The sequence below is a fragment of the Peribacillus sp. BM1 genome (genome assembly GCF_056679975.1).
Genome location: NZ_CM155259.1, coordinates 4,076,798 through 4,100,478 on the forward strand (window position 1 = coordinate 4,076,798; position 23,681 = coordinate 4,100,478).

Annotated in this window: 21 protein-coding genes and 1 pseudogene; 5 read left to right on the forward strand and 17 right to left on the reverse strand. The window is 41.6% G+C overall.

All coding sequences use genetic code 11. The annotated features are described in order from the left end of the window. Window positions 1-97: 97 nt before the first annotated feature. Window positions 98-1,069 carry a nuclease-related domain-containing protein gene (locus tag AC1MGI_RS19490; protein WP_480347157.1) on the reverse strand — a complete coding sequence of 324 codons (972 nt, stop codon included), beginning with the start codon at window positions 1,067-1,069 and terminating at the stop codon, window positions 98-100. A gap of 200 nt (window positions 1,070-1,269) precedes the next feature. On the opposite strand from AC1MGI_RS19490, the gene AC1MGI_RS19495 reads away from it, so the two are divergent. Continuing rightward, window positions 1,270-1,866, forward strand: coding sequence for a hypothetical protein (locus AC1MGI_RS19495; RefSeq protein WP_480347159.1), 597 nt, complete (start codon window positions 1,270-1,272; stop codon window positions 1,864-1,866). A gap of 234 nt (window positions 1,867-2,100) precedes the next feature. Here AC1MGI_RS19495 and secDF read toward each other — a convergent pair whose 3' ends face one another. Both secDF and AC1MGI_RS19505 read right to left on the reverse strand, forming a co-directional pair. Next, a complete protein-coding gene (gene secDF / locus AC1MGI_RS19500; RefSeq protein WP_480347161.1) occupies window positions 2,101-4,350 on the reverse strand; it encodes a protein translocase subunit SecDF in 2,250 nt (749 codons plus the stop codon). A gap of 260 nt (window positions 4,351-4,610) precedes the next feature. Next, the gene (locus AC1MGI_RS19505) at window positions 4,611-4,913 is read right to left on the reverse strand and encodes a post-transcriptional regulator (protein WP_480347163.1); all 303 of its coding nucleotides are present in this window, start codon (window positions 4,911-4,913) and stop codon (window positions 4,611-4,613) included. A 148-nt stretch (window positions 4,914-5,061) separates the two neighbouring features. Between AC1MGI_RS19505 and spoVB the strand changes: the two genes are divergently transcribed. Then, window positions 5,062-6,624 carry a stage V sporulation protein B gene (gene spoVB / locus AC1MGI_RS19510; RefSeq protein ID WP_480347164.1) on the forward strand — a complete coding sequence of 521 codons (1,563 nt, stop codon included), beginning with the start codon at window positions 5,062-5,064 and terminating at the stop codon, window positions 6,622-6,624. Here spoVB and AC1MGI_RS19515 read toward each other — a convergent pair whose 3' ends face one another. Further along, window positions 6,625-7,284, reverse strand: a complete 660-nt coding sequence (locus AC1MGI_RS19515) for a DUF421 domain-containing protein (RefSeq protein ID WP_480347165.1) — start codon at window positions 7,282-7,284, stop codon at window positions 6,625-6,627. A 250-nt stretch (window positions 7,285-7,534) separates the two neighbouring features. Between AC1MGI_RS19515 and AC1MGI_RS19520 the strand changes: the two genes are divergently transcribed. After that, a complete protein-coding gene (locus tag AC1MGI_RS19520; protein ID WP_480347167.1) occupies window positions 7,535-7,900 on the forward strand; it encodes a TIGR04086 family membrane protein in 366 nt (121 codons plus the stop codon). A gap of 116 nt (window positions 7,901-8,016) precedes the next feature. On the opposite strand, the gene yajC is transcribed toward AC1MGI_RS19520, so the two are convergent. The 12 genes and pseudogenes from yajC to nadB form a co-directional block, all read right to left on the reverse strand. Next, complete coding sequence (yajC, locus tag AC1MGI_RS19525) at window positions 8,017-8,298, reverse strand: preprotein translocase subunit YajC (RefSeq protein WP_480347168.1); 282 nt, start codon at window positions 8,296-8,298, stop codon at window positions 8,017-8,019. Window positions 8,299-8,336: 38 nt separating this feature from the next. Next, window positions 8,337-9,476 (reverse strand): tRNA guanosine(34) transglycosylase Tgt, encoded by a 1,140-nt coding sequence (tgt, locus tag AC1MGI_RS19530; protein ID WP_480347170.1) that lies wholly within the window; start codon window positions 9,474-9,476, stop codon window positions 8,337-8,339. Window positions 9,477-9,555: 79 nt separating this feature from the next. Further along, window positions 9,556-10,584 (reverse strand): tRNA preQ1(34) S-adenosylmethionine ribosyltransferase-isomerase QueA, encoded by a 1,029-nt coding sequence (queA, locus tag AC1MGI_RS19535; protein WP_062177252.1) that lies wholly within the window; start codon window positions 10,582-10,584, stop codon window positions 9,556-9,558. 61 nt (window positions 10,585-10,645) lie between these two features. After that, window positions 10,646-11,647: a Holliday junction branch migration DNA helicase RuvB gene (gene ruvB / locus AC1MGI_RS19540; RefSeq protein WP_480347172.1), complete on the reverse strand. Its 1,002-nt coding sequence runs from the start codon at window positions 11,645-11,647 to the stop codon at window positions 10,646-10,648. Between the two features lie 12 nt (window positions 11,648-11,659). Then, window positions 11,660-12,274, reverse strand: a complete 615-nt coding sequence (gene ruvA, locus AC1MGI_RS19545) for a Holliday junction branch migration protein RuvA (RefSeq protein WP_062177247.1) — start codon at window positions 12,272-12,274, stop codon at window positions 11,660-11,662. A 179-nt stretch (window positions 12,275-12,453) separates the two neighbouring features. After that, on the reverse strand, window positions 12,454-12,966 hold the full coding sequence (locus tag AC1MGI_RS19550; protein WP_480347175.1) for a BofC C-terminal domain-containing protein: 513 nt from the start codon (window positions 12,964-12,966) through the stop codon (window positions 12,454-12,456). Window positions 12,967-13,151: 185 nt separating this feature from the next. Further along, window positions 13,152-13,859 (reverse strand): YhcN/YlaJ family sporulation lipoprotein, encoded by a 708-nt coding sequence (locus tag AC1MGI_RS19555; RefSeq protein WP_480349885.1) that lies wholly within the window; start codon window positions 13,857-13,859, stop codon window positions 13,152-13,154. 105 nt (window positions 13,860-13,964) lie between these two features. Continuing rightward, window positions 13,965-14,972, reverse strand: a complete 1,008-nt coding sequence (locus AC1MGI_RS19560; RefSeq protein WP_480347177.1) for a phosphotransferase — start codon at window positions 14,970-14,972, stop codon at window positions 13,965-13,967. A gap of 1,824 nt (window positions 14,973-16,796) precedes the next feature. Continuing rightward, window positions 16,797-16,941: pseudogene (gene safA, locus AC1MGI_RS19565) on the reverse strand (SafA/ExsA family spore coat assembly protein); the annotation flags it as partial. Between the two features lie 200 nt (window positions 16,942-17,141). Beyond that, window positions 17,142-18,248 (reverse strand): quinolinate synthase NadA, encoded by a 1,107-nt coding sequence (nadA, locus tag AC1MGI_RS19570; protein WP_480347179.1) that lies wholly within the window; start codon window positions 18,246-18,248, stop codon window positions 17,142-17,144. Then, on the reverse strand, window positions 18,248-19,096 hold the full coding sequence (gene nadC, locus AC1MGI_RS19575) for a carboxylating nicotinate-nucleotide diphosphorylase (RefSeq protein ID WP_480347180.1): 849 nt from the start codon (window positions 19,094-19,096) through the stop codon (window positions 18,248-18,250). The genes nadA and nadC overlap by 1 nt, the downstream gene beginning before the upstream one ends. Beyond that, entirely contained in the window at window positions 19,077-20,660 is a 1,584-nt protein-coding gene (nadB, locus tag AC1MGI_RS19580; protein WP_480347182.1) for an L-aspartate oxidase, read from the reverse strand. Before nadB ends, nadC begins: the two co-directional genes overlap by 20 nt. Before the next feature lie 115 nt (window positions 20,661-20,775). Between nadB and AC1MGI_RS19585 the strand changes: the two genes are divergently transcribed. Both AC1MGI_RS19585 and AC1MGI_RS19590 read left to right on the forward strand, forming a co-directional pair. Further along, window positions 20,776-21,897, forward strand: coding sequence for an IscS subfamily cysteine desulfurase (locus tag AC1MGI_RS19585; protein WP_480347183.1), 1,122 nt, complete (start codon window positions 20,776-20,778; stop codon window positions 21,895-21,897). A gap of 53 nt (window positions 21,898-21,950) precedes the next feature. Then, window positions 21,951-22,484, forward strand: coding sequence for a transcription repressor NadR (locus tag AC1MGI_RS19590; RefSeq protein WP_403069407.1), 534 nt, complete (start codon window positions 21,951-21,953; stop codon window positions 22,482-22,484). A 138-nt stretch (window positions 22,485-22,622) separates the two neighbouring features. Here the strand turns inward: AC1MGI_RS19590 and pheA are convergent, their stop codons facing one another. Then, window positions 22,623-23,498, reverse strand: coding sequence for a prephenate dehydratase (gene pheA / locus AC1MGI_RS19595; RefSeq protein ID WP_480347185.1), 876 nt, complete (start codon window positions 23,496-23,498; stop codon window positions 22,623-22,625). Window positions 23,499-23,681 lie beyond the last annotated feature (183 nt).

Below are 23,681 nucleotides of genomic sequence, written 5' to 3' on the forward strand. Positions count from 1 at the left end.
TCGGAAGGCTTTCGTGCCAAATTTGCGATTTGCGTGCCGATGATATATTTAGACCTGAAATAATGAAAAATACCTGTCTAGTGTTCCGTAATGATACTTATTCATTAAGTTTGAGTTGATATGTAACAGCTCTTGATTTGCCCTCTTTAGGGAGGTTCATCGAGTTAAGGAGTTTTGCAGAAATCGATGCTGATGGTATTTCGAGAAAGTTGCGGAACTCCTTATTCGTAACTTTAGTATCAACAAGTAGTGCATAATCTTGGATTGATTGGATGTAGGCGTCATTTGATTGATAAGTACAATTATTACATCTCCACTTACCCATTAACTTTTCCATTGGCAGCGTAAAACAGATCGGACAATGAACACCGCTCATAAGTATTTCTCTATGGATTTGATATTTCAATAATAAATCTTGATTCAGTGGTGTATGTGATTTCATAATTATTTTTGACACTTTCTTCATTGATTTATGTGTCAGAACTTCTTTTGAATATTTATTCTCAACTACTTGAAAACTTTGATGAAACTTTTCTTTATGAATCACCTTTTTTGTGATTTTGTGATTGCCCTGGGTAGTTTTGAGTTGAGTATAAGGATTGGAAAAAATAACAAGTGTTTCAATTGGAATTGGACCGAGTTTTTGGTCATGAAGATATTTCAGAAGATTAGAGCGGTGTTGTTCCACCTGCGAAACAGGATCCGGGAAGGTTTCCTCGACGTCCTGTTGGGTCGTTCGGATTAATTGATCAAACTGGGGATCAAAATAAACAGTGCCTGAATAGTTCTTCACTTCAAGAATTAATGCAAAATTGGCGGTAAGAATTAAATAATCGAGCTGAAAAAAATGATGAAAAATCGGCAGTCTTAAATCGTGAAAAATTAGATAATCTTTATCATTCAAAAAGGTTAAATAATAAACGAGCGACTGCTCTCCTCGAAACCCCGCCGAATACTTGCCATAATCATTCTCAATAATTGGCCTATTCGGATCTTCAAAAGGTAATCTTCGCAATAAAGCTTGCATTTTTCTTAAGGTCAGCGAAGGTCCACATTCTTTAATAAACAAAAAATCACTCCTTATATGTTAGTATCTAAATCATTCTACAAAACCAAAGGAAATCCTATTCATTTTAGCAAAAACCTACCTAATCTTTACAAAAGAAGGTGGAAAATAGCCTAGTTAAGTATCGTATCGAACCTTTACGGGCCGCTATTTGAATTTGCGTGCCGGATTCGCTTCTTTACATGCCAGTTCGGAAGGCTTTCGTGCCGGAATGGACATGTTTCGAGCGCGATTTACGATTTGCGTGCCGCAGCCAGTTTAGGACGGATACTTCATTCAAACCACCCCCTTTTATTACAACTTTTATAAAAACCCCCAAGCTTCATGATGTGCGGCGGGCAATTATTGTGGAAGACACCACACACTCTTTGCCTTTTCATCCATTACGTGCCGCAAATCGAATTTGCGTGCCGGATTCGCTTCTTTACATGCCAGTTCGGAAGGCTTTCGTGCCGGAATGGACATGTTTCGAGCGCGATTTACGATTTGCGTGCCGCAGCCAGTTTAGGACGGATACTTCATTCAAACCACCCCCTTTTATTACAACTTTTATAAAAACCCCCACGCTTCATGATGTGCCGCGGGCAATTATTGTGGAAGACACCACACACTCTTTGCCTTTTCATCCATTACGTGCCGCAAACCGAATTTGCGTGCCGGATTCGCTTCTTTACATGCCAGTTCGAAAGGCTTTCGTGCCGGAATGGACATGTTTCGAGCGCGATTTACGATTTGCGTGCCGCAGCCAGTTTAGGACGGATACTTCATTCAAACCACCCCCTTTATTACAACTTTTATAAAAACCCCCAAGCTTCATGATGTGCCGCGGGCAATTATTGTGGAAGACACCACACACTCTTTGTCTTTTCATCCATTACGTGCCGGATTCGCTTCTTTACGTGCCAGTTCGGAAGGCTTCCGTGCCGGAATGGACATGTTTCGAGCGCGATTTACGATTTGCGTGCCGCAGCCCTATTCGATCGATTCACGACGAAAACAAAATGAAGGACCAGCACAATCGCTGGTCCTTCATTTTATACTTGTCCTTCTAAATTTTCTTTTTTCGCTTTTTCCGTGTTGAGTGTTCCTTTTTTCTTCAATTCTTTTGCTTTCAGGTCAAGCCAGAACTGAGAAGCAATAAAGAGCGAAGAATATACGCCGCAAAGCATTCCGATAAGGAGTGCAAGTGCGAAGTTTTGGATAGCATCGCTGCCGAAGATTAACAATGCGACAACAGCAACAAGTACGGTTAATACGGTGTTGATGGAGCGTGTTAATGTTTGGCGGATACTGATGTTCGTAATTTCTTCAAGTTCTTCCACTGTCTTAATTTTCTTCTTATGACGCAGATTTTCCCGGATCCGGTCAAAGGTCACGATCGTATCATTGATCGAGTAGCCGATGATCGTCAGTACGGCTGCGATAAAGGTTAGATCGACTTCTATTTGCAATAAGCTGAATATGGTTATGATGAAAAAGGCATCATGCAGGAGCGCGATGACCGTTGGTACACCCATTCTCCATTCAAACCGAACAGAAACATACAGAATGATACCAAGCGACGCAATCAGAACCGCATACATGGCGTTTTTCGCAAGTTCTTTACCGACTGTCGGGGAAACAGTGCTAACATTCGGCTCAGCTTTATATTTCTTCACGAAGTGGCTCTTTAAGTCAGCAATTTCTTGTTTATCGAGAACCCCTTTTAGTCGGACAACACCTGTTTGATTATTTACACCAGCAAGGACAATGTCTTCAGTCTTCAGTTTGAGAGAATCAAATTCGCCTTTGATTTCTTCTTTTGTTAACGATTGAGGTGAAGTCACTTCAATACGCGTACCACTGCTGAAATCAATGCCAAGATTCAAGCCGAAAACAAACAGGAAGATGATACCGATGATGGTCACACCAATTGAAAGCCCGTAAAATATTTTTCTTGTTTTAACAAAATCAAGTTTATCAAAACGAGTTGGCAAGTGATATAGATCCATTTTTTCAGCAAGATCATGAATATGTTTCTTGTTCACACCAAACCAGCCTGGGCGCTTGTTAAAGATATTGCTGTTCACCCACATGTTCATGAAGAAACGTGTTCCATAAACCGCTGTGATAAAGCTCATTAATATACTGATGATCAGCGTTGTTGCGAATCCTTTAACTGAGCTTGTCCCATAAAAGAACAATACGCCTGCAGCAATTAGCGTCGTTAAGTTCGCATCAAAAATCGTGCTAAGTGAATTTTTCGTCCCTTCAGCTACTGCTGCTTTCACCGAGCGGCCAAGTTTGATTTCATCCTTAATTCGTTCATATGTGATAATATTCGCATCCACTGCCATTCCGACCCCGAGAATCAAGGCAGCAATACCTGGCAATGTCAATACTGCGTTCATCCAATCGAACACGAGTAATGTTAAGAAAATATAAACAGCTAAGGTCACAACCGCAATGAAACCTGGGAAGCGGTAGTAGCCTAACATGAATACGAAAATAAGCAGAATGCCGATGATTCCAGCAAAAATGGTTTCAGTTAATGCCTGCTCACCGAACTGTGCGCCAACTGAAGTTGAATACACTTCTTTCAATTCAACTGGCAGGGAACCTGCATTTAATAGATCAGCTAGTTCTTTTGATTCTTTCACTGTGAAGTTCCCGGTAATCTGAACAGTATCTGTACTAAATACTTGGGAAACAGCAGGTGCGGAAATCATATTCTCCTGATTTCCTTTGATGGAATCTTTTCCTTCTTCAAAATCAAGCCAGATTGCTAAAAGATTCGTACCTTGAGGCATGGCTGAAATTTTTTGCGTCACTTCTTTGAATTTATTTTTATCCTTTAACGTGACAGATACAGCTGGTGTATTATTTTCATCAAAAGTTGGCTTTGCACCGCCTTCTTTTAAATCGGAACCAGTTAGCATCAATGTATCATTGTAATCGCGGAAAGAGAGCTTCGCTTGAGTCGATAGAATTTCTCGAGCTTTACTCTGGTCTTCAACACCAGGTATTTGCACGCGAATCCTATTATTCCCTTCAATCGAAATAACTGGCTCACTAACGCCGAGAACATTTACTCGTCGGTTTAAAGACTCTACAGTACTACTTAGTACATCTGGAGTAACTTTTTGATTTTCACCTGGTATTACTTCATACAGAACCTCGAAACCGCCTTGCAGGTCAAGACCGAGCTTAATATTACTTAAGATTCCTTTTGAAGTTGTGCCCATCGTCGCGATAATGAATAGTAAGATGAGAAAAAACGCAACGATTCTACTTCTTTTTACCATTGATTTGTGGACCCCTTTCTTTTACACGCCTTACCCAAAAGTTTCAGTGTTCGGTATGATCGGCATCCTTACAAAAGAAACGGGTTCTATCGAACAAGTTTCATCCTGTTCTGAGTTTGATGAAAAGCGTATAACATACCTAATAAGAAAATAGGCTTATAGCCATATTTTCCTATTAAAATTTCTAAATAATTGCAACACCATTATTATGAGACAATTACAAACTACTGTCAATTTAAGTTTATCCCTTTTACAAAACATTAACCTTTGAGCAACTCTTTCAACTCTTCACTTGATAAATCCTCAAACAAATTGGGCGCTGTATAAGCTTCTATCGTTTTATACGTCATGAATTGACTATTGGAGAGAGTCAAAATGTCTTGGACAATTTCATAAATACGTATGTCTGCATCCGGTTTCTTCCACTTTTTCAATACAAGACATTCCCATACTTCATCTTCGTTCACGTCATCTAAACCGAGCAGCCGTAATTCTTCCACTTTGTTACGTAAAACAGGCTTCACTTTTATAAAATAGCGCTGATAAGGATGTTGTTTTTCCATTAAAGACGCCTCCACTGGGTTCATTTTTCCTTCGCTTTTTCTAATTTCCTAGGCTTTTTTTTAGAAGACTAAGTCATGCTTTGTCCACATTTTCATATAGATAATTGTATATGATATTAGCTTTTTTGAGAAGGCAGGGATGAATCGCATGTCGAAATTTTTAAAAGGAACCCTCATTTTGCTTGGTGCGAGCTTGATTACGAGGATTCTGGGATTTATTAATCGAATCGTCATTGCCCGTTTCATCGGTGAAGAGGGCGTTGGTCTATATATGATGGCACTTCCGACCCTGTTCCTTGTCGTCAATATTACGCAACTTGGCTTACCTGTTGCGATTTCGAAATATGTCGCAGAAGCGAATGCCAAGGGTGATGAACGAAAAGTAAAGAAAATCCTTGTTGTTTCAATTGCTTGCACGCTCACTTTATCACTGATTTTCACACCAGCCATGATTTTGCTTGCTCCTTGGCTAAGTCAGCAGCTTTTCACAGATGAGCGCACGGTATGGCCGCTAATGGCGATTGCACCCATTGTGCCGATTATCGCCATTTCATCGGTGATTCGTGGCTATTTCCAAGGCAAACAAAATATGAAGCCGTTCGCATTTTCGCAAGTGATTGAACAAATTGCCCGAATTACCTTCATTGCCGTTTTGACGAAAGCGTTTCTGCCATATGGGATTGAATATGCAGCAGCTGGCGCGATGTTTGCTTCGATTATCGGTGAACTCGTTTCGCTCGTTTATTTACTTACGATGTTTAAAATAAAGAAACATTTTAAAATGCGCAAAAATTTCTTTTCCGTTTTTTCATCTGGAAAAAGTACGTTTAAAGAATTAATGGGCATTGCCCTACCGAATACTGGAGGCCGCTTTATCGGCAATGTTGCTTGGTTTCTTGAGCCAATTGTCGTTGCCCAAAGCCTTGCCATTGCCGGATTAACCGCATCAGTGGCTACAAAGCAATATGGCGAACTAACAGGATATGCCCTGCCATTATTAATGCTGCCATCTTTCGTGACCGCGTCGCTCGCAACATCACTTATTCCATCGATTAGTGAAGCCCAATCGGTTGGTGATACCAAATTAATTGAGCGAAGACTTCAACAATCGATCCGAATTACTTTGATAACAGGTGCCCTAGCTGTAGTCGTTTTATTTGTCCTCGCAGAACCAATTTTACAAATTATGTACGGATCTGATAATGCGGCTGTTTTTATTAAATTTTTAGCTCCGTTTTTCATTTTATTTTATTTTCAAACGCCACTGCAGTCGATGCTTCAGGCACTGAATTTAGCAAAAGCAGCGATGGTAAATAGTTTAATTGGTTCAGTCATCAAAATTGCTGCCATTTGGTTTCTTGCTTCTAAGGAGAGCTTTGGCATCATGGGTGCCGCTATTGGAATTGCCGTGGGCACTGTATTAGTCACGTTCCTACATTTCACGACTCTTTTAAAAATCATCCCGGTTACGATCCATCTTCGTTTATATGCATCGACCGTATTGATTACACTGCTCTCAGGATTTTGTGGACATTATTCTTATTTTACCCTATTCGCCTCCCAGCCTTTGTTACCAAGACTGTTGATTTCATGCATCAATATGGTTGTCACATTCGGTATCCTCCTCTTGCTCCTTGGTGAAATAAAGAAAACCGAACTCCAGCGGATTCCGGTTATTGGTCATATGCTTGCCAAACTTGCCTGGCGCTAACTAAAGCTCCGGGCTATTATTTTCATCAATAAACAATTGACCATCCGTATAGCTACAAAATGAGATGAGCTTAAGATCCGTGTATCCTTTTTTATTAAGCTCATTTCTGAGCCACTCGGGCGTCTGATTAATATAAGTCAAATTGTCTTCTTGTAATTCGCCATCTAAAACGAGTGGAAAAGGACCCGTTTTCTGTGATTTCTTGACTTTAGACTTTTCAATGACAGAAAGCTCTCCAGTTGTTTCTAATATGGCATACTCAATATCGCCGATATTAATAATATTTTGTGATCTTAGCTGTGCCAGTAAATCATCGAAATTATAGCGCTGACTCCGCATGGCATTTTCGTTAATTTTTCCCTTGCTAATAATGACTGTCGGGGATCCATCTACTATATTTCGGAATTTTAGACTTTTTAATGAAAAATAAGCAAACGTGATTTGTGTGATCAATAAAATCATCATTGGTAATAACGTGGACATGATCGGTTGATCCAATCGATCAATAGAAACGACTGCCATTTCCCCAATCATGATAAATACGACTAAATCTAGTACACTAAGCTCCCCCACTTCTCTTTTACCCATCATACGAAAAATAATCAGGATGACGATGTAAAGAAACAGGGTCCTTACACTTAATTCGATATAATCATGCATTTGTTTCTCCCCCAATCCGTTTTAGGATAAACCGAATATAAGGAAATTATTTACCTTGTTTAATATTCTTCATTTTACCCCGGTTTAGCAAGGCTACTCCCCCACTTATGGAAGTTTCACCTTATCTGGCGGACCCGCTTTTCACTTGGTCTAAAACCCCGAACACGCGAATATGCTTGTACAAAGACATCCAAGCCTATTAGACTTTGAGCGATTATGAAAGGGGAGGAATACAATCGAAACGAGAAAAATGGGGACTGCAATTTTGTATGGAGTGGGCGTTATATTTACATTAATCATTCTTTTCAGCTTCATTTTTGCAATGATTCTGCGGTTTACGAGTGTTACGGAAAGTTCACTCACTTATATTATTATGGCGCTTTCTTTTATCACATTGTTTATTGGTGGTTTTGTTACTGGTGGCAAGGGGAAAAAACAAGGACTGCTGTTAGGAAGTGGCACAGGCGTGCTTTATGTACTGATTATTCTAATGTTCCAATATCTTGGTCATGACTCACTATTCTCCCTGAAGCAATGGATTCATCAAGGCTGCTTCGTTGTGACTGCGATGATGGGCGGCGTTCTTGGGGTGAATATGAGCTCATCACAAACGTAAAACATGATACGCAAACCAAAAAGGGTCAGACCCCGCAATAAGTAAATACAGTATACAATCTATGTACATACTGATTTTAGCGTGCGGGGTCTGACCCTTTGTCTTCATTATTTTGATTATACGAGTTCTTTTTCCGGAGCGCTTTCCTTTACTTCGCGGATTGCAGAACGTTCGAATTTCAGTTTACTTCCATCTGTCGCTTTAATGACAGCTGTTGCATCTTCAATACTATCAATTGTCCCATGGAGGCCGCCGATTGTTACGACTTTGTCCCCTCTTTTTAAGCTTGTTTGCATCAAATTAACCGCTTTTTGTTTCTTTTGGTTTGGACGAATCAATAAGAAGTAAAACAGAACAAACATTAATACTAATGGTAATATTCCACCTAGACCTTGCATACTATCTCTCCTTTCTGAATAATATCTATTTTGTTGAGTTAGAAATTCCTAGCATTTGGTTTATTAAAACCGTATTGCTCAAAAAATTCTTCTCTAAAGTCTAACAATCGATCTTCGCGGATCGCTTGTCTGACTTGCTCCATTAAGTTTAACAGAAAATGAAGGTTATGGTAAGTAGTTAATCGAATTCCGAACGTTTCTTCACATTTAATTAAATGACGAATATAGGCACGGCTGTAATTTTTACAAACATGGCAATCACAGTTTTCATCGATTGGTCCGAAATCACGCGCATACTTCGCATTTTTCACAACTAACCGACCAGTACTTGTCATTAAAGTTCCATTACGAGCAATCCTCGTTGGCAGGACACAGTCAAACATATCAACCCCGCGAATCGCACCGTCAATTAATGAATCCGGTGAACCAACACCCATTAAGTAACGAGGCTTGTCACTCGGCAATAGCGGTGTCGTAAATTCGAGCACACGGTTCATAATATCTTTCGGTTCACCAACAGATAAACCACCGATTGCATAGCCAGGGAAGTCTAGTGAAACAAGATCCTTTGCACTTTGTTTACGCAAGTGTTCGTATTCGCCACCTTGGACGATTCCGAATAACCCTTGATCTTGTGGACGCTCGTGAGCGTTTAAGCAACGTTCAGCCCAACGCGACGTACGTTCAACCGATTTTCTCATATACTCTTCAGTTGCCGGGAATGGTGGGCATTCATCAAACGCCATCATAATATCAGAGCCGAGCGCATTTTGAATTTCCATCGCTTTTTCTGGACTTAAGAAAAGCTTGTCCCCATTCAAATGATTTCGGAAATGAACGCCTTCTTCTTCAATTTTCCGGAAGTCACTTAAACTGAATACTTGGAATCCGCCAGAGTCGGTTAAAATAGCACGGTCCCAGTTCATGAATTTATGCAGGCCGCCCGCTTCCTTAATAATTTCATGACCCGGACGTAGCCATAGATGGTACGTATTACTTAAAATAATATTGGCACCCATTTGTTTTAAATCTTCTGGTGACATCGTTTTTACAGTTGCCATCGTTCCTACTGGCATAAATGCTGGCGTTTCATAAGAACCGTGTGGTGTATGAACAATTCCTAGTCTCGCACCACTTTGTTTACAAGTTTTAATATGTTCGTAACGTATTGCAGTCAAAAGCAAGAACTCCTTTATTTTTTAAAATTTTTATCCCGGTTTAACAGGCTGTAATCCCTCGACTGATGGTCGTTTCACTTTAGATAATCAACATCGCATCGCCGAAACTGAAAAAGCGGTACTTTTCTAAAACGGCTGTTTCGTAGGCGTGTAACACATGTTCTCTACTAGACAGCGCACTGACTAACATGATCAGTGTTGATTTTGGCAAATGAAAATTGGTAATCATGCCATCAATCCCCTTAAACTCATAACCCGGGTGAATGAAGATACTCGTCCAACCACTTTCTTCTTGAAAAACACCATCATGACGCGATGCGATCGTTTCCAGTGTTCTGGTTGACGTAGTACCGACTGTAATAATCCTTCCACCATCTGAACGAACTTGATTCAAAATCTGTGCTGTATCTGCCGTCATTTGATAAAATTCCGAATGCATATCATGGTTGTCGATATCGTCAACACTCACTGGACGGAATGTACCTAACCCGACATGCAATGTGATAAACGCAACATGAACGCCCATCTCTTTGATTTTTTCCAAAAGTTGCTCGGTAAAATGCAGTCCAGCTGTAGGAGCTGCTGCTGATCCCCGCTCCCTGGCAAAGACGGTTTGATAGCGGTCCTGATCATCCAGTTGTTCTTTAATATAAGGCGGCAACGGCATCGTACCAAGCTCATCCAACACTTCGTAAAAAATCCCTTCATAGCTAAAATCAAGGATTCTTCCGCCATGCTCAAGCACACCTGTGCAAACGGCTTTAAGCTTGCCATCTCCGAATACAATGACAGACCCTTCTTTAATCCGTTTTGCTGGCTTAACAAGTGTTTCCCATGAATCATTATCTTGCTGCTTTAACAGAAGTACTTCTATCTTCGCACCTGTACCATCTTTACTACCAAATAATCTTGCTGGAAGAACTTTCGTATCGTTCAATACGAGGCAGTCTCCTGGGTTCAAATAGTTTGTGATTTGCTTAAATGTTTCATGCTCGATCTCACCAGTCTCTTTATTCAGCACCATTAATCGGCTTGATTCACGGTCTAAAAGTGGAACTTGTGCAATCAATTCTTCTGGTAAATGAAAATCAAATAAATCTACTTTCAACTTTTTCACTTCCTAAATCATTAAATCATTCTCTAGATACCTAAATATAAATCGGCTGGATCTACTCAACTAATGGCTCAATCTGAAAATGCCTGTAGACATGCTCTGTCACAATCCGACCTCTTGGCGTTCGTTGGATAAACCCGATTTGCAGGAGATACGGCTCGTACACATCCTCAATCGTATGGGATTCTTCGCCGATTGTCGCTGCAATCGTTTCTAAACCAACGGGGCCACCGCGAAATTTTTCAATAATGGCTTTAAGTAATTTATGGTCAATATGATCCAAGCCTAAACGGTCGACTTGCATTAATTCAAGTGCATAATCGGCCATTTCACGTGTAATTGTACCATCTCCACGGACTTGGGCAAAATCCCGGACCCGTCTAAGCAATCGGTTAGCAATCCGAGGCGTACCGCGAGAGCGCCGTGCTAACTCCCCTGCCGCTTGTTGATCCATTTCTGTTTCCATAATCACAGCAGTCCGCACGATAATATCCGCAAGCTGTGGTTCCGTGTAATATTCAAGCCTACTTAATACACCAAAACGATCTCGCAATGGTGCAGACAAGGAGCCTGCCCGAGTCGTTGCTCCGACAAGCGTAAAGGGCGGCAAGTCAATTCTTACAGAACGAGCAGTCGGCCCTTTTCCAATGACGATATCTAAACAGAAATCTTCCATTGCTGGATACAACACTTCTTCAACAGTACGGGGCAAACGGTGGATTTCATCGATAAACAAGACATCACCTGGCTCAAGCGCACTCAGTATCGCCGCCAAATCACCAGGCCTTTCAATCGCCGGACCTGATGTTGTCCGGACATTCACACCCATTTCATTGGCAATGATCACAGCAAGGGTTGTTTTCCCAAGTCCAGGTGGTCCATATAAAAGAACATGATCCAAAGTTTCTTCGCGCATTTTCGCCGCTTCTATATAAACACTTAAATTCGCCTTTACTTTTTCTTGGCCAATATATTGTTTTAAATATTGAGGTCTGAGGCTTTGTTCAAAGGATTGTTCGTTCAATTCAGCTTCCTGGTTGAGCAGTCTCTCCTCCATGTTCGCCACCCCTTATCTTAACATCATTTGCAATGCTTTTTTAATATATTGTTCTGTCGTCATTTCCTCGTCCAGAAGCTTCTTCGCTACCCGCTGCACTTCTTTCTCGGAATACCCGAGTGCTTTCAATGCAAGTGTCGCCTCTTCTAACGCTTCACTGAAACCAGCTGCTCTTACAGCTTTAGCATGGCCATCATTGAAAAGATTTGGAAAAGCATCAGGTATGATATTCTCAAGCTTCCCTTTCAAATCAAGAACGATCTGGCGTGCTGTTTTCTTGCCGACACCCGGAAATTTCACAAGGAAGGCTTCATCTTCATTCTCGATTGCCTGTACCACTTGTTCGACTTGGCCAGAAGCCAAAATCGCAAGCGCCCCCTTTGGTCCAATTCCCGTTACATTTAACAATTTTGTGAACAATGCTTTTTGCTCACGCGTTTCAAAGCCGTAAAACGCGGCGATATCTTCACGGACGTGGTGGTAGAGGAAAATCTGCACCTTTTCTTTTTCCCTTGATGAAAAGACAAAAGGATTGGGCGTCATAATTTGATAGCCAATCTCCCCATTTTCCACTACTATGTATTCCGGTCCAATATAATCAATCGTACCTTTTATATAATCATACAAATCTCTTCGCTCCCTGAATTTGCTTTATCTCCTATTTTACCATAAAAACACGGACAAGACAGAGAAATGATCGCTATCAAGATCGCAATATGTATTTTTAAAAAAAACAACACAAACAGACATGTTCGTTCCCTTTCCTTAAACGAAACATGCCTACTTTATTGAATAAATAGAAACTTTCACTTTTCACCACTTGGAAGAGAATATGACTTGTACACTTCAAGCACCTTTTCGTACTGATTCTTATTCAAAATGGGAATGCCTTGGACGAGTTCTTCTTGTATTTTCACTTCTAACTGCTCTATATCAATATGAAAAAAGGATTGAATGATTTTTTGTTCCTCAGGCTTGCCGTTGAAAATAGAAAATGTTCCATCTTCACTTATTCCAAAAAAACCATTTGACTTGAGTAACGGCGATATATCAGACTCGTTTTTCTTCAAAATGATTTCTTCATCATTTTGGTCAACGAGCTGCCAGCCTGCATATTCCGCCCAGAAGTCCTCCATTGCTAAAATAGACTCTGTACGCGTCTCTTCACTCATCTCACCGTCTAAATACACTCGCTGCAATACGACCTTTCTTTCCAAAGCTTGCGTAATCACGGATGTTTGCTCAGTTGCCGATGAAACAGATCCGATCCAAGCGATTCCTGTTAAAAGAATAGAAAGAAAGACAAATTTCAATTTCACTACTATCACCTCTTTTAGCCGAAGTGGAATCTTTTATTCCATAGTTTGGCCAGTAAAAGGGATTTTACTCATAAAAAAACTGTTCAAAAAAAAGGTTTGGCCCCACAGCTACTATATATCGTTTATATGACGTGTATAAGACATAATAAACGGTATATAGAGTGTGAGATCAGACCCTTCTGAAATTATTTCAAATGATTCTCATGTACCCCTAAAGTTTCCATCATATTTTCCACGTTCAAGATGACCTGTTCTTTTGGTCCACCACCACGAAGTTTATTATCAAGCACTGTTGTGCGATAATAAACTCCTTGATCAGTTAGAACATACAAGGTACGATTGCCAGCCATCGGTTGGACCCTACTTTCTACTTCTTCTTTAGCAGCAATTGCCGCATCCCTCGAATAATCGTCAAGCAATAATGTCACAATGAGCTCTTGATCTCTGACAATCGCGCATGATTCTTTCACATGATCGACTTTGTTTGCTTTTTTCATGATGGCGTCGACAAGCCTTCCTTCATACGCATTGTAATACGACGACTTCGTCCTTAGTGGGGTGATGTGGCCATGGTAATTACGATCTTTCTGACTGAAATTGCGCTCTTGAAATAGGTATCCATTTCCATATTCTGATCTTGGTATGGTGGGATTTTCGCCATTTCTCGTTAGATTGTCTTGAATTTGATTGGCTTCGTTATAATCGTGTACCACCTGTCCAATTGGTGCTTGATACGTAATTTGCCGGACTAAATTATCCTTTTCGTTCGAATCATAGCCGCCCGTATTTAGAACATCCTCTTGATTCTGATCCCCAGCCTGATTATTAGCCGTGCAACCAACGAGTCCGGCAAGCAAAACGACACATGGGAGAACGAGTACTTTTTTTTGCACCAACTTGTTAACCTCCTAAAATGGAATGAGCGTATGCTCTACATTAGTTTCCATTTCAGTTGAGGTTTTTACACTGTCAGTTGCGCCCAGACGAGAGGAAACTTGTCAAAGCGATTCGATTAGACTAGCAATCTCTTCATTGAATTTCATCCGTTTCGCAAATTGTTCGATCGTCATCTTCCATATCCTATGCAGCTGTGCTGAATGATGGGAAACTTGATTTTTGCACAGACGATTCCATTCACGAAATATATCAGTCGGATACGTAAGTGCATATAAAAACGCTTTATTCTCTTTGTATGTTTCTATTTCTGGATAGGACCATAGCTCTTTTGCCGGGTCCACTAAAAAAGGCAAGATTCGACTGCAATACTGCAAATAATCGATTGACGGCGGCGCGTAAGCAATTAGGTCAAAATCAAGAAGGGCAAGTTCTCCATCCTGCTTTCTTAAAAAATTATGGTGGGCACAATCGCCATGAATGATGACTGTCTTCTCAGCCATCAGCTCTGTTTTATGTTGTTTCATGCCTGCCAATGCCCATTTGGCCCAATTGATCCAACTAGATAATATTGGTTCAGCAACAAACTCGCGGATAATCGGCTGATATTTACAAAATATCCCCAATCGCTCTTCCCATTTAGCAATTTGATTAAAAGAACTGAGTTTATTCGTTAAGTTTGGGTCGGTACTGGTATGAAACGTATGAAGTACACTTAATCCTTCGAGGCGATTTTTTTCACTACTAAAATGAAAACGGTCCGATGACGGCTGAATGTACTCGATTGCTCCGAATACTTGACCGCCATATTCCAATGCGGTTAGATCTTCCAAAAATGAATACGTATGGATAAACCCGTTCTTTTTTAATTGTCGAGTCAACTCTTTTTGATTGTTCAACGTTTGAATCGAATCAAACCCTTTTATGATAAATAATCGGTTGTTGCAATGAATGAGGTAAACAGAGCTTCGCAAATGTTCAATTTTCAATGGATGAATCATATGGTTCTGCAAATGAGAGAGGAGACAAGTGTAAAATACACTGTCTCCCTTTGCTTTAATATCCATCACTTTCATCAGCGAATGTCGGTCGTCCAAACGTTTGTGGTGCATTTACCCTTCCTGGCATAATATCTGGTTGACCTCCATATCCTGGATAACCACCAAATCCTAATTGGCCACTTGGTCCGGGTTGGCCACTGAAACTTGGTTGGCCTCCGTGTCCTGGCATTCCTCCTACTGGTTGACCTCCGTACCCTGGCATTCCTCCTACTGGTTGACCTCCATATCCTGGATTGCCGCCAACCGGTTGGCCTCCGTACCCTGGCATTCCTCCTACTGGTTGGCCTCCGTACCCTGGATTGCCGCCGAATCCCGGCTGACCTCCGTATCCTGGCATTCCTCCTACTGGTTGACCTCCGTATCCTGGATTGCCGCCGAATCCCGGCTGACCTCCGTATCCTGGCATTCCTCCTACTGGTTGACCTCCGTATCCTGGATTGCCGCCGAACCCCGGTTGACCTCCGTATCCTGGCATTCCTCCTACTGGTTGACCTCCGTATCCTGGATTGCCGCCGAATCCCGGCTGACCTCCATATCCTGGTTGCGCTACCGGAATGTTGGTATCATTATAATCAGATTCTATACCCGATTCTGTATGGTGATACCCTTCCATATTAGGATTTACTTGTGGATATGAAGCCTGTTGTTGATGTCCGGGGTTCATTGCATAGCCCGGCTGGCCACCGTATCCTGACTGACCTCCGTATCCTGGATGTGCTACCGGAATGTCGTGATCTGGATCATCGGATGATTCTGTATGGTCGTACCCTCCCATATTGGGATGTACTTGTGGATTCATAGCTTGATGATGCCCAGAGCCCATTGCATAGCCCGGCTGATTCAGATTATATGGTTGCGCCACAAGCTTCGGACCGCACCCACAATCTGATTCTTTATTTGCTAACGGTTGACTAGCTGGTGCGTATTGTGGCTGTGTATATGGATTGTATGAAGATCCCATCACTCCACCATGTGACTCATCGGGGGAATCATGTTTTGCATACGGAACCTGATAGCCACCCTGATTTTGCTGATAAGGCTGTTGGTGCATGACTCCATGTATATTTTCGTTTCCATAGTAATGATGGTGATGATGATACACGTCATCAGATGATGATTCGTCCATATGGTGATGATGAGATCCAACCTGTGGCATTTGATGGCCCATACCATAAACCGGCTGCTGTGGATAGCCATACCCGGTTGGACTCGGCATGCTATGCGCGCCCGCTACCATACCAGGCATTTGTGCATAGACCCAAGGATTAGGTGGTGGTGGATAACAAAAACCAGTACCTGGCATTATAGGTGTAATAGGCTTACACTCCTCTTCGGGAATTTCCTCCTGCACACATTCAACTTCCATGGATTCAACAATTTCTTCTACTTCATAGCTAGGAAGCACCTGTTTTGGCTGTTCAGGTATTACCGGCATTTGTGGCTGAACAACAGGCTTTTGCACATTCATATTCGCCATATTCACCATATAATAGTTATTAATATCAATTTCTGGAATAACCGGTTGAGGAATTGGCACTTCTTTGATAATCGGTTGTTCCTTCACGATTACTTTCTCTTTTACAATCGGCTTCTCTTTCACGATTGGCTTTTCTTTTACAATTGGCTTTTCTTTCACGATTGGTTGTTGCATGATTGGTTGTTCTTTCATGATTGGTTGTTGCATGATCGGTTGTTCTTTCATGATTGGTTGTTGCATGATCGGTTGTTCTTTCATGATTGGTTGTTGCATGATTGGATATTCCTTCACAACATGCTGTTCTTTCATAATAGGATGTTGCTCCACAGCCCCGGCCTTTGTACCGTAATTGATTTTCGCATGATGGTGCCCATCTTTCGCGGCATGCCCACTTGCTCCGGGAATTTTTATTTTCATACCAGGCATCATCATATCCGGATTGCTGAGCTGTGTATTGACCTTTTTAAGCTCTTCAAAACTTACCCCATATTTCTTTGATAGTTTCCAAAGAGTATCACCTTTTTGGACTATATGAATTTTCACGCTGCAAACCCCTCCTATGCATAAGTCCATATATACTATGACGCATTAGGCAAATTGCTATCATTATCATCAAAACTTATGCGGGAGGTGACGTTTTTATGAGCGGAACCCCGTTCGTGGCTTAGGAAATAGCAAAAAAAGAATCCCACTGCTTTAGCTGTGGGATTGGTCAAGAAGCAGTATAAGTTATTCGTCTAAGCTTACGCACGTTCAAGCATGCGATTTAAGGCAAGAATGGCATCCTTGGCGATTTTTTGTGGCACTTCAATTGGATTAAACCGAACGCCATTTACAATCGATTCCAAAGACCATAGTAAATGAGGTAAATCAATACGGTTCATCGTCAAGCAGGGGCACATATTGGGATTTAAAGAAATGATTTCTTTATCTGGATACTTGTTGATCAACCGTTTGACAAGATTCATTTCTGTACCAATCGCCCACTCACTACCGGGAGGAGCGTTTTCAATTTTATCGATAATATAAGATGTCGAACCGGCATAGTCGGACTTCTCGACAACTTCTCTGCGACATTCTGGGTGAACAATGATATTCATCCCAGGACGCTCTGTTCGTAATGCTTCAATATTCTTTGTTGTGAAATTTTCATGAACGGAACAATGTCCCTTCCACAATAGCACGAGTACATCCTCAACGTTTCCATCATAAATCAGTTCGTCCTTATATGGATCCCAGACTGCCATTTTATCGAGAGGGATACCAAGATCATAAGCGGTATTTCTCCCTAAATGCTGATCAGGTAAAAATAAAATTCGTTGCTTTTCGGAAAACGCCCACGACACCATTTCTTTGGCGTTTGATGAGGTGACGGTCGCGCCGCCATTTTTGCCGACAAAAGCTTTAATGGCTGCTGTTGAATTTACATAGGTAAGTGGCAAAATTGTGTCACCGTACATCGCCGAAAGCTTTGACCAGGCTCGTTCCGTTTGCTCAATATCGGCCATATCCGCCATCGAACACCCTGCTCGCATGTCCGGTAAAATGACTGTTTGCTCAGGAGATGTCAATATATCAGCCGTCTCCGCCATAAAGTGAACACCGCAAAACACGATCGATTCCGCCTCACGGTTTTGGGCAGCAAGCTGTGCCAGTTGCAGAGAATCCCCTGTTACATCAGCGAACTGAATGACTTCCTCACGTTGATAATGATGACCTGGAATAAACAATCGTCCACCAAGTTCTTTCTTAATTTCCCAAACACGGGCTTCCATTTGTTCGTTTGACATCGTTTTATACGTTTCAGGTAAAACACTGGTTGACGCTTTTACCATATCCAAAATACTCATTACAGAACCTCCTCGCATTCCATTACTTTTGCGCTAATATCCAATGCCCGAACACTATGTGTCAGACAGCCCAGCGAAATAAAATCAACATTTGTCTCGCGGTACAAGGCTAAAGTGTGCAATGTGATGCCCCCAGATGCTTCCGTGATAATATGGGGTGGCACGAGTTTGACAAGGTCTGCAATTTCTTCTGGTGTTCTATTATCAAACATAATAATATCAGCACCCGCTGCCACTGCTTCTCTTACTTGTTCTGCTGATTCTGTTTCTACTTCAATTTTCACGGTATGACCAAGCTTCGATTTCACGATTTCAACCGCTTTTGTAATTGATCCGGCGAAAGAAATATGATTATCCTTAATCATGACAGCATCATATAATCCGTAGCGATGATTATATGCCCCACCAGAACGGACCGCATATTTTTCAAGCATCCGCAGGCCTGGCGTTGTTTTTCGTGTATCACAAGCTTTCGTCTTCGTTCCTTCTAATAAGGTACAAGCTTGCCTAGAAGCCGTAGCAATACTAGACATTCTTTGCACTAAATTAAGAACGACCCGCTCTCCCTTCAGCAGCGCTGCCATGTTGCCCGTGATGGAAACGAGTGTACAGCCTGCTTCAAATGCTTCGCCATCTTGTACTAAAGATTCGATCAACACATCCTCATCCAGTAAGGAAAATCCGGTCTTAATCACATCACTTCCTGAAAAAACACCTTTTTCCTTCGCTAAAAACGTTAATGTGCCACGCTCATCTTTAGCAAACAATGTATCACTCGTTACATCACGTTCACCGATGTCTTCTATGAAAAATGCTTCCAATACTTGCTTAAGCTTTAATTTGTTCATAAAGTTCCCGACCTTTCAATGGATGGATGGCTCGCTTTCGGTCAAGTACAACAGATTCCTCACGCCACTCCTCATTATTTTCAAGCGGATAGTCTGTTCGAAAATGACCACCTCTACTTTCGGTTCTCTCTAATGCAGAATAGGCAATCAACCACGACACGATTATCGCGTTGATTTTATCTAGTTCACCTAAAGAAAGCCTTGTCACATCAACATTCAATAATGCTTTCAGATCAAATGATTCCAGCCACGATAGTAGCCTGGAAAGATTCGCTTGATTACGAACGATTCCTGCATCATTCATTATATTTGCTTGTATCTCTGTTAGATTAGGTAAAACGAGTTGCACTTCCGCTCGTTTTGTTTCCTTTTTTTCAACAGGCCAAACTCGTTCAGGTGCTTCTGCAAGATGCTTGCCTAACAACTTGCCATAAACGAGTCCTTCAAGCAGGGAATTGCTCGCAAGGCGGTTCGCACCATGAACACCCGTACAAGCCACTTCTCCTACTGCATATAGCCCTTGAACAGACGTTTTTCCCCATTCATCTACTTCAATGCCACCCATTAAAAAATGATTTCCTGGAGCAACCGGAATTCTCGGCCTTCTTAGATCCAGCCCATTATTTTCACAAAGCGCAGCAATGGTCGGAAACCGTTTATTGAAATCAGCAATCATCGAGATATCTAGATATACTTGTTCACCATTTTTCAAATAAGCATAAATCGTTTGCGCAACGATATGGCGGGGAGCAAGCTCTTTTTGCGGATGCACATCGTTCATAATTCGCTGCCCTCTTTCTGTAATCAGCGCTGCCCCTTCTCCCCGAACAGCTTCTGACACTAGCCCTTTCGTGTTGCCATTTATGTAAAGCAAGGTCGGATGAAATTGAATAAATTCCATATCTCGAATTCTCGCTCCTGCTTTAAAAGCTAACGCAATGCCATCACCGCTCACAGTAGGTGAATTGGAAGTGAAACGAAATAGTGATCCACAGCCCCCGGTTGCCAACACCACTGCTTTCGCATAAAGGGATTCAACTTTTCCCTCTTTGCTCATCGTTTTGACGCCGATACATGAGTCGTCTTGTCCGAGAATTAATTCAATCGCCGCTGTATACTCCCTCACTTGTATGGAAGATTTGGCTATTTGCTGCAAAAAATGTTCCATCAGATGCTTGCCTGTTGCATCACCATGACGATGGAGAATCCTTCTTTGACTATGCGCCCCTTCCAATCCAAGCAATGGCACGCCTTGTTTGTTACAATCAAACTCCATCCCTGAATGCATAAGTTCTTGAATCACACCAGGACCTTCTGTCACAAGCTTTTCAACGGCAAGCCGATTATTGTAATGGCGACCAGCACAAACTGTATCTATTTTATGTAGCTCAGGTTTATCCTCATTTGCGATTGCACAAGCAATGCCACCTTGAGCTAAATAGGAATTACTTTGTCTAAGCTCTGATTTTGTGATGAGTATCACATGTTTAGTCTTGCTAGCTCTAAGCGCCGTCTGCATAGCCGCAACACCACTACCGACTATCAGTACATCCACCGGGTCCATATTTCCGCCTCCTGTACAAACAGATGTCTTGACACATATCTTTACATACTATTAAATGATTTACAAGAGTTTTTTTCTAGTAGTCTATTTAACTAAGAATGTGGATGTGGACATATTGAAATATTTTGACTATGCAGCAACAACACCCATGGATCCTGATGCAATGAAGATCTGGATCGAAGCTTCACAACGTTACTTCGGCAATAGTGCAAGCCTTCATGATATCGGGACTGATGCTTCTGGACTGCTTGATGTATCACGGCAACAACTTGCCCAAATTCTCGGGGTAAAAAAAGAGAGTGTTGTCTTTACAAGTGGCGGAACCGAAAGCAACATCCTTGCCTTAGAGACTTTTTTAGCTTCACGAAACCGGACGCAAAACCAGATCATAATCAGTCAAACGGAACACGCTTCTTTAGCAAATTACGTGAAAAAACTTGCAGAAACAGGCTATGAAGTCACGTATTTACGGCATTTGGAAGATGGAAGAGTTGATGTAGATCATCTATGTGAATGTGTGAATGAACGGACATGCATGGTCATTGTTCAGCATATCAACTCTGAAACTGGCGTCATTCAACCAATTATAGAGATTGGTCAGATTACACAAGAACGAGGAATTTTCCTACATGTCGATTGTGTACAATCGTTTGGGAAGTTTCCGCTTCAATCCATATGTGCGCTTTGCGATAGCCTTAGTATGTCTAGTCATAAAGTGTATGGACCAAAGGGCGTTGGTGCCGTAATTTTCCCAAAAATTAGCGAGCTTACCCCACCGATTCCCAATATGACACATGAAGCGGGCTTTCGTGCTGGGACAGTCAATGTTCCTGGCATTGCCGCCTTTATTACGGCAGCGAATGCTCTTGTAGACCAGCAAAATCAAGAGTTCATTCGAATTCAAGCATTACGCGATCTTTGCTTGAATCAGCTTTCTGACTATGCTATGGACGTTCAAGTTATTGAATCTTCTTCCCAATCCCCATACATTCTTGCGCTTACTTGTAGAGGTTTACAAGGACAATATATGTTGCTGGAATTAAATCGAATGGGGTTTAGTGTATCCACAGGAAGTGCTTGTCAAATCGGAAAACAAGATCCTTCAAGAACGATGATGGCACTCGGAAAATCAGAAGAAGAAGCGCATCAGCTCATTCGGATTTCATTTGGCAAAAGTACAACGGAAGATGATGTTCGAAATCTAAGTCAAGGTATCATTGACATTATTACGGTTTAGGAGTCTCTTATGATAAACTGGGGATATCGATAATTACGTTAAGGAGCGGTACAATGACAGAAAGAAAGAAATTGCTAGGGGAAGAAAGACGGGGAAAACTACTAAGTTTACTACAAACATCCGAGCAGCCGATTACAGGAAGCACACTCTCGAAAATGACGAATGTAAGCCGGCAAGTGATTGTGAGCGATATTACCTTGCTCAAAGCTAGAAATGAGCCAATTGTCGCCACAAGTCAAGGCTATATATATTTGCAATCAAAAAAGCCAACCATGCATGAACGCACTGTCGCATGCAATCATGATCCGTCACTCACTGAAACCGAATTAAATCTACTTGTTGACCTCGGTATTATGGTAAAGGATGTAAAAGTTGAACATCCTGTGTACGGTGATTTGACAGCTTCGATTATGGTGGCCAATCGCAAGGAAGTTCAGCAATTCTTGGAGAAAGTTTCGCAAACGAAAGCCGCCTATTTGTCTGAATTGACGAACGGCATTCATTTACATACGATTGCCGCATCGTCTGAGGAACTCCTCAACGAAGCAGAGGCAGCACTAAAGAAAGCAGACATCCTTATTGATTAAAGATGTCTCTTAGATAGCAAAGGGTCAGACCCCGCAACAATGAAATACAGTATAAGATACGTGCATGAGGCACTACATACTGATATAAAGTGCGAGGTCAGACCCTTTTAGTTTTCTCGTTCATTTTTCTTTTAAAATTCACTTCTGCATGACGCCACTTTTAACGGAGAAGCTAGGATAGGAACCAAGAATTGAAACTTTGCAGCCCAAAGCCTCTAGCTCAGCAATCGTTCCTGGAATCAACACTTCGTCCATCGCCATTTCCACGTCAATAATAAAGAGGTAATCACCAAGACCCGTTTTCATTGGCCGAGACTCGATTTTAGAAAGATTCAGCTTCCTCCAAGCAAATGCAGATAACACCTGATGCAGCGCTCCGGTATAATCCGCTGGTAGCATGACCATAAGCGTCGTTTTCCTTCCACCTTCCGCCGCCAAATGACCATGATACGCTACCTCTTCATGAGAAACGACAACGAACTTCGTGTGATTATGGGAATAATCATGAACATTACGATTCGTGATGACTAGTCCATATTCCTCCGCTGCCATCTCATTGGCAATCGCCGCAATTTTCCGCTCTGGATTCTCTTTGACCATTTTTGCCGCTGCTGCCGTTGACGTTGTATATTCATAAGGAATCCCTTTCAACTCGCGATGCAAAAATTTATGGCATTGCGCGATCGCATGGGAATGGGAATAGACGATATCCGGTTTAAATGCCGGATCATTATGAGTAGGATGAACCATATAATGTTGCTGAATCGGGATAATAATTTCTCCCCGTATCGGCAACTGTGCTTCATGGGTTAAATAATCAATCGTGATGTTGACCGAACCTTCCAACGCATTCTCAATCGGAACAAGAGCGAGTTTCACCTCTCCTTTTTCCACTGCATCTAGACAGTCAAGAATCGTCGGCATCGGGATCTTCTTTGCATCAGGGAAAAGCTGAGAAACCGCTAAATCCGTGAATGTTGCCTTTGGGCCCAAGAAAGCAATTTCATATGTCATGTAAACAAACTCCTTTTTCACGAAAATAATGTCTATATTATGCTATATTCTGATATTTTACAATAATTTTGCAACAAAAGGTGAAAAAACGAAAGAATGATTGCATGAAAATGAGAATATAAGTCGGATTTAGTAGTTAATCTAGGCATAAAACCTTCCTTTTCCAACTTTGCGAGCCAGAAA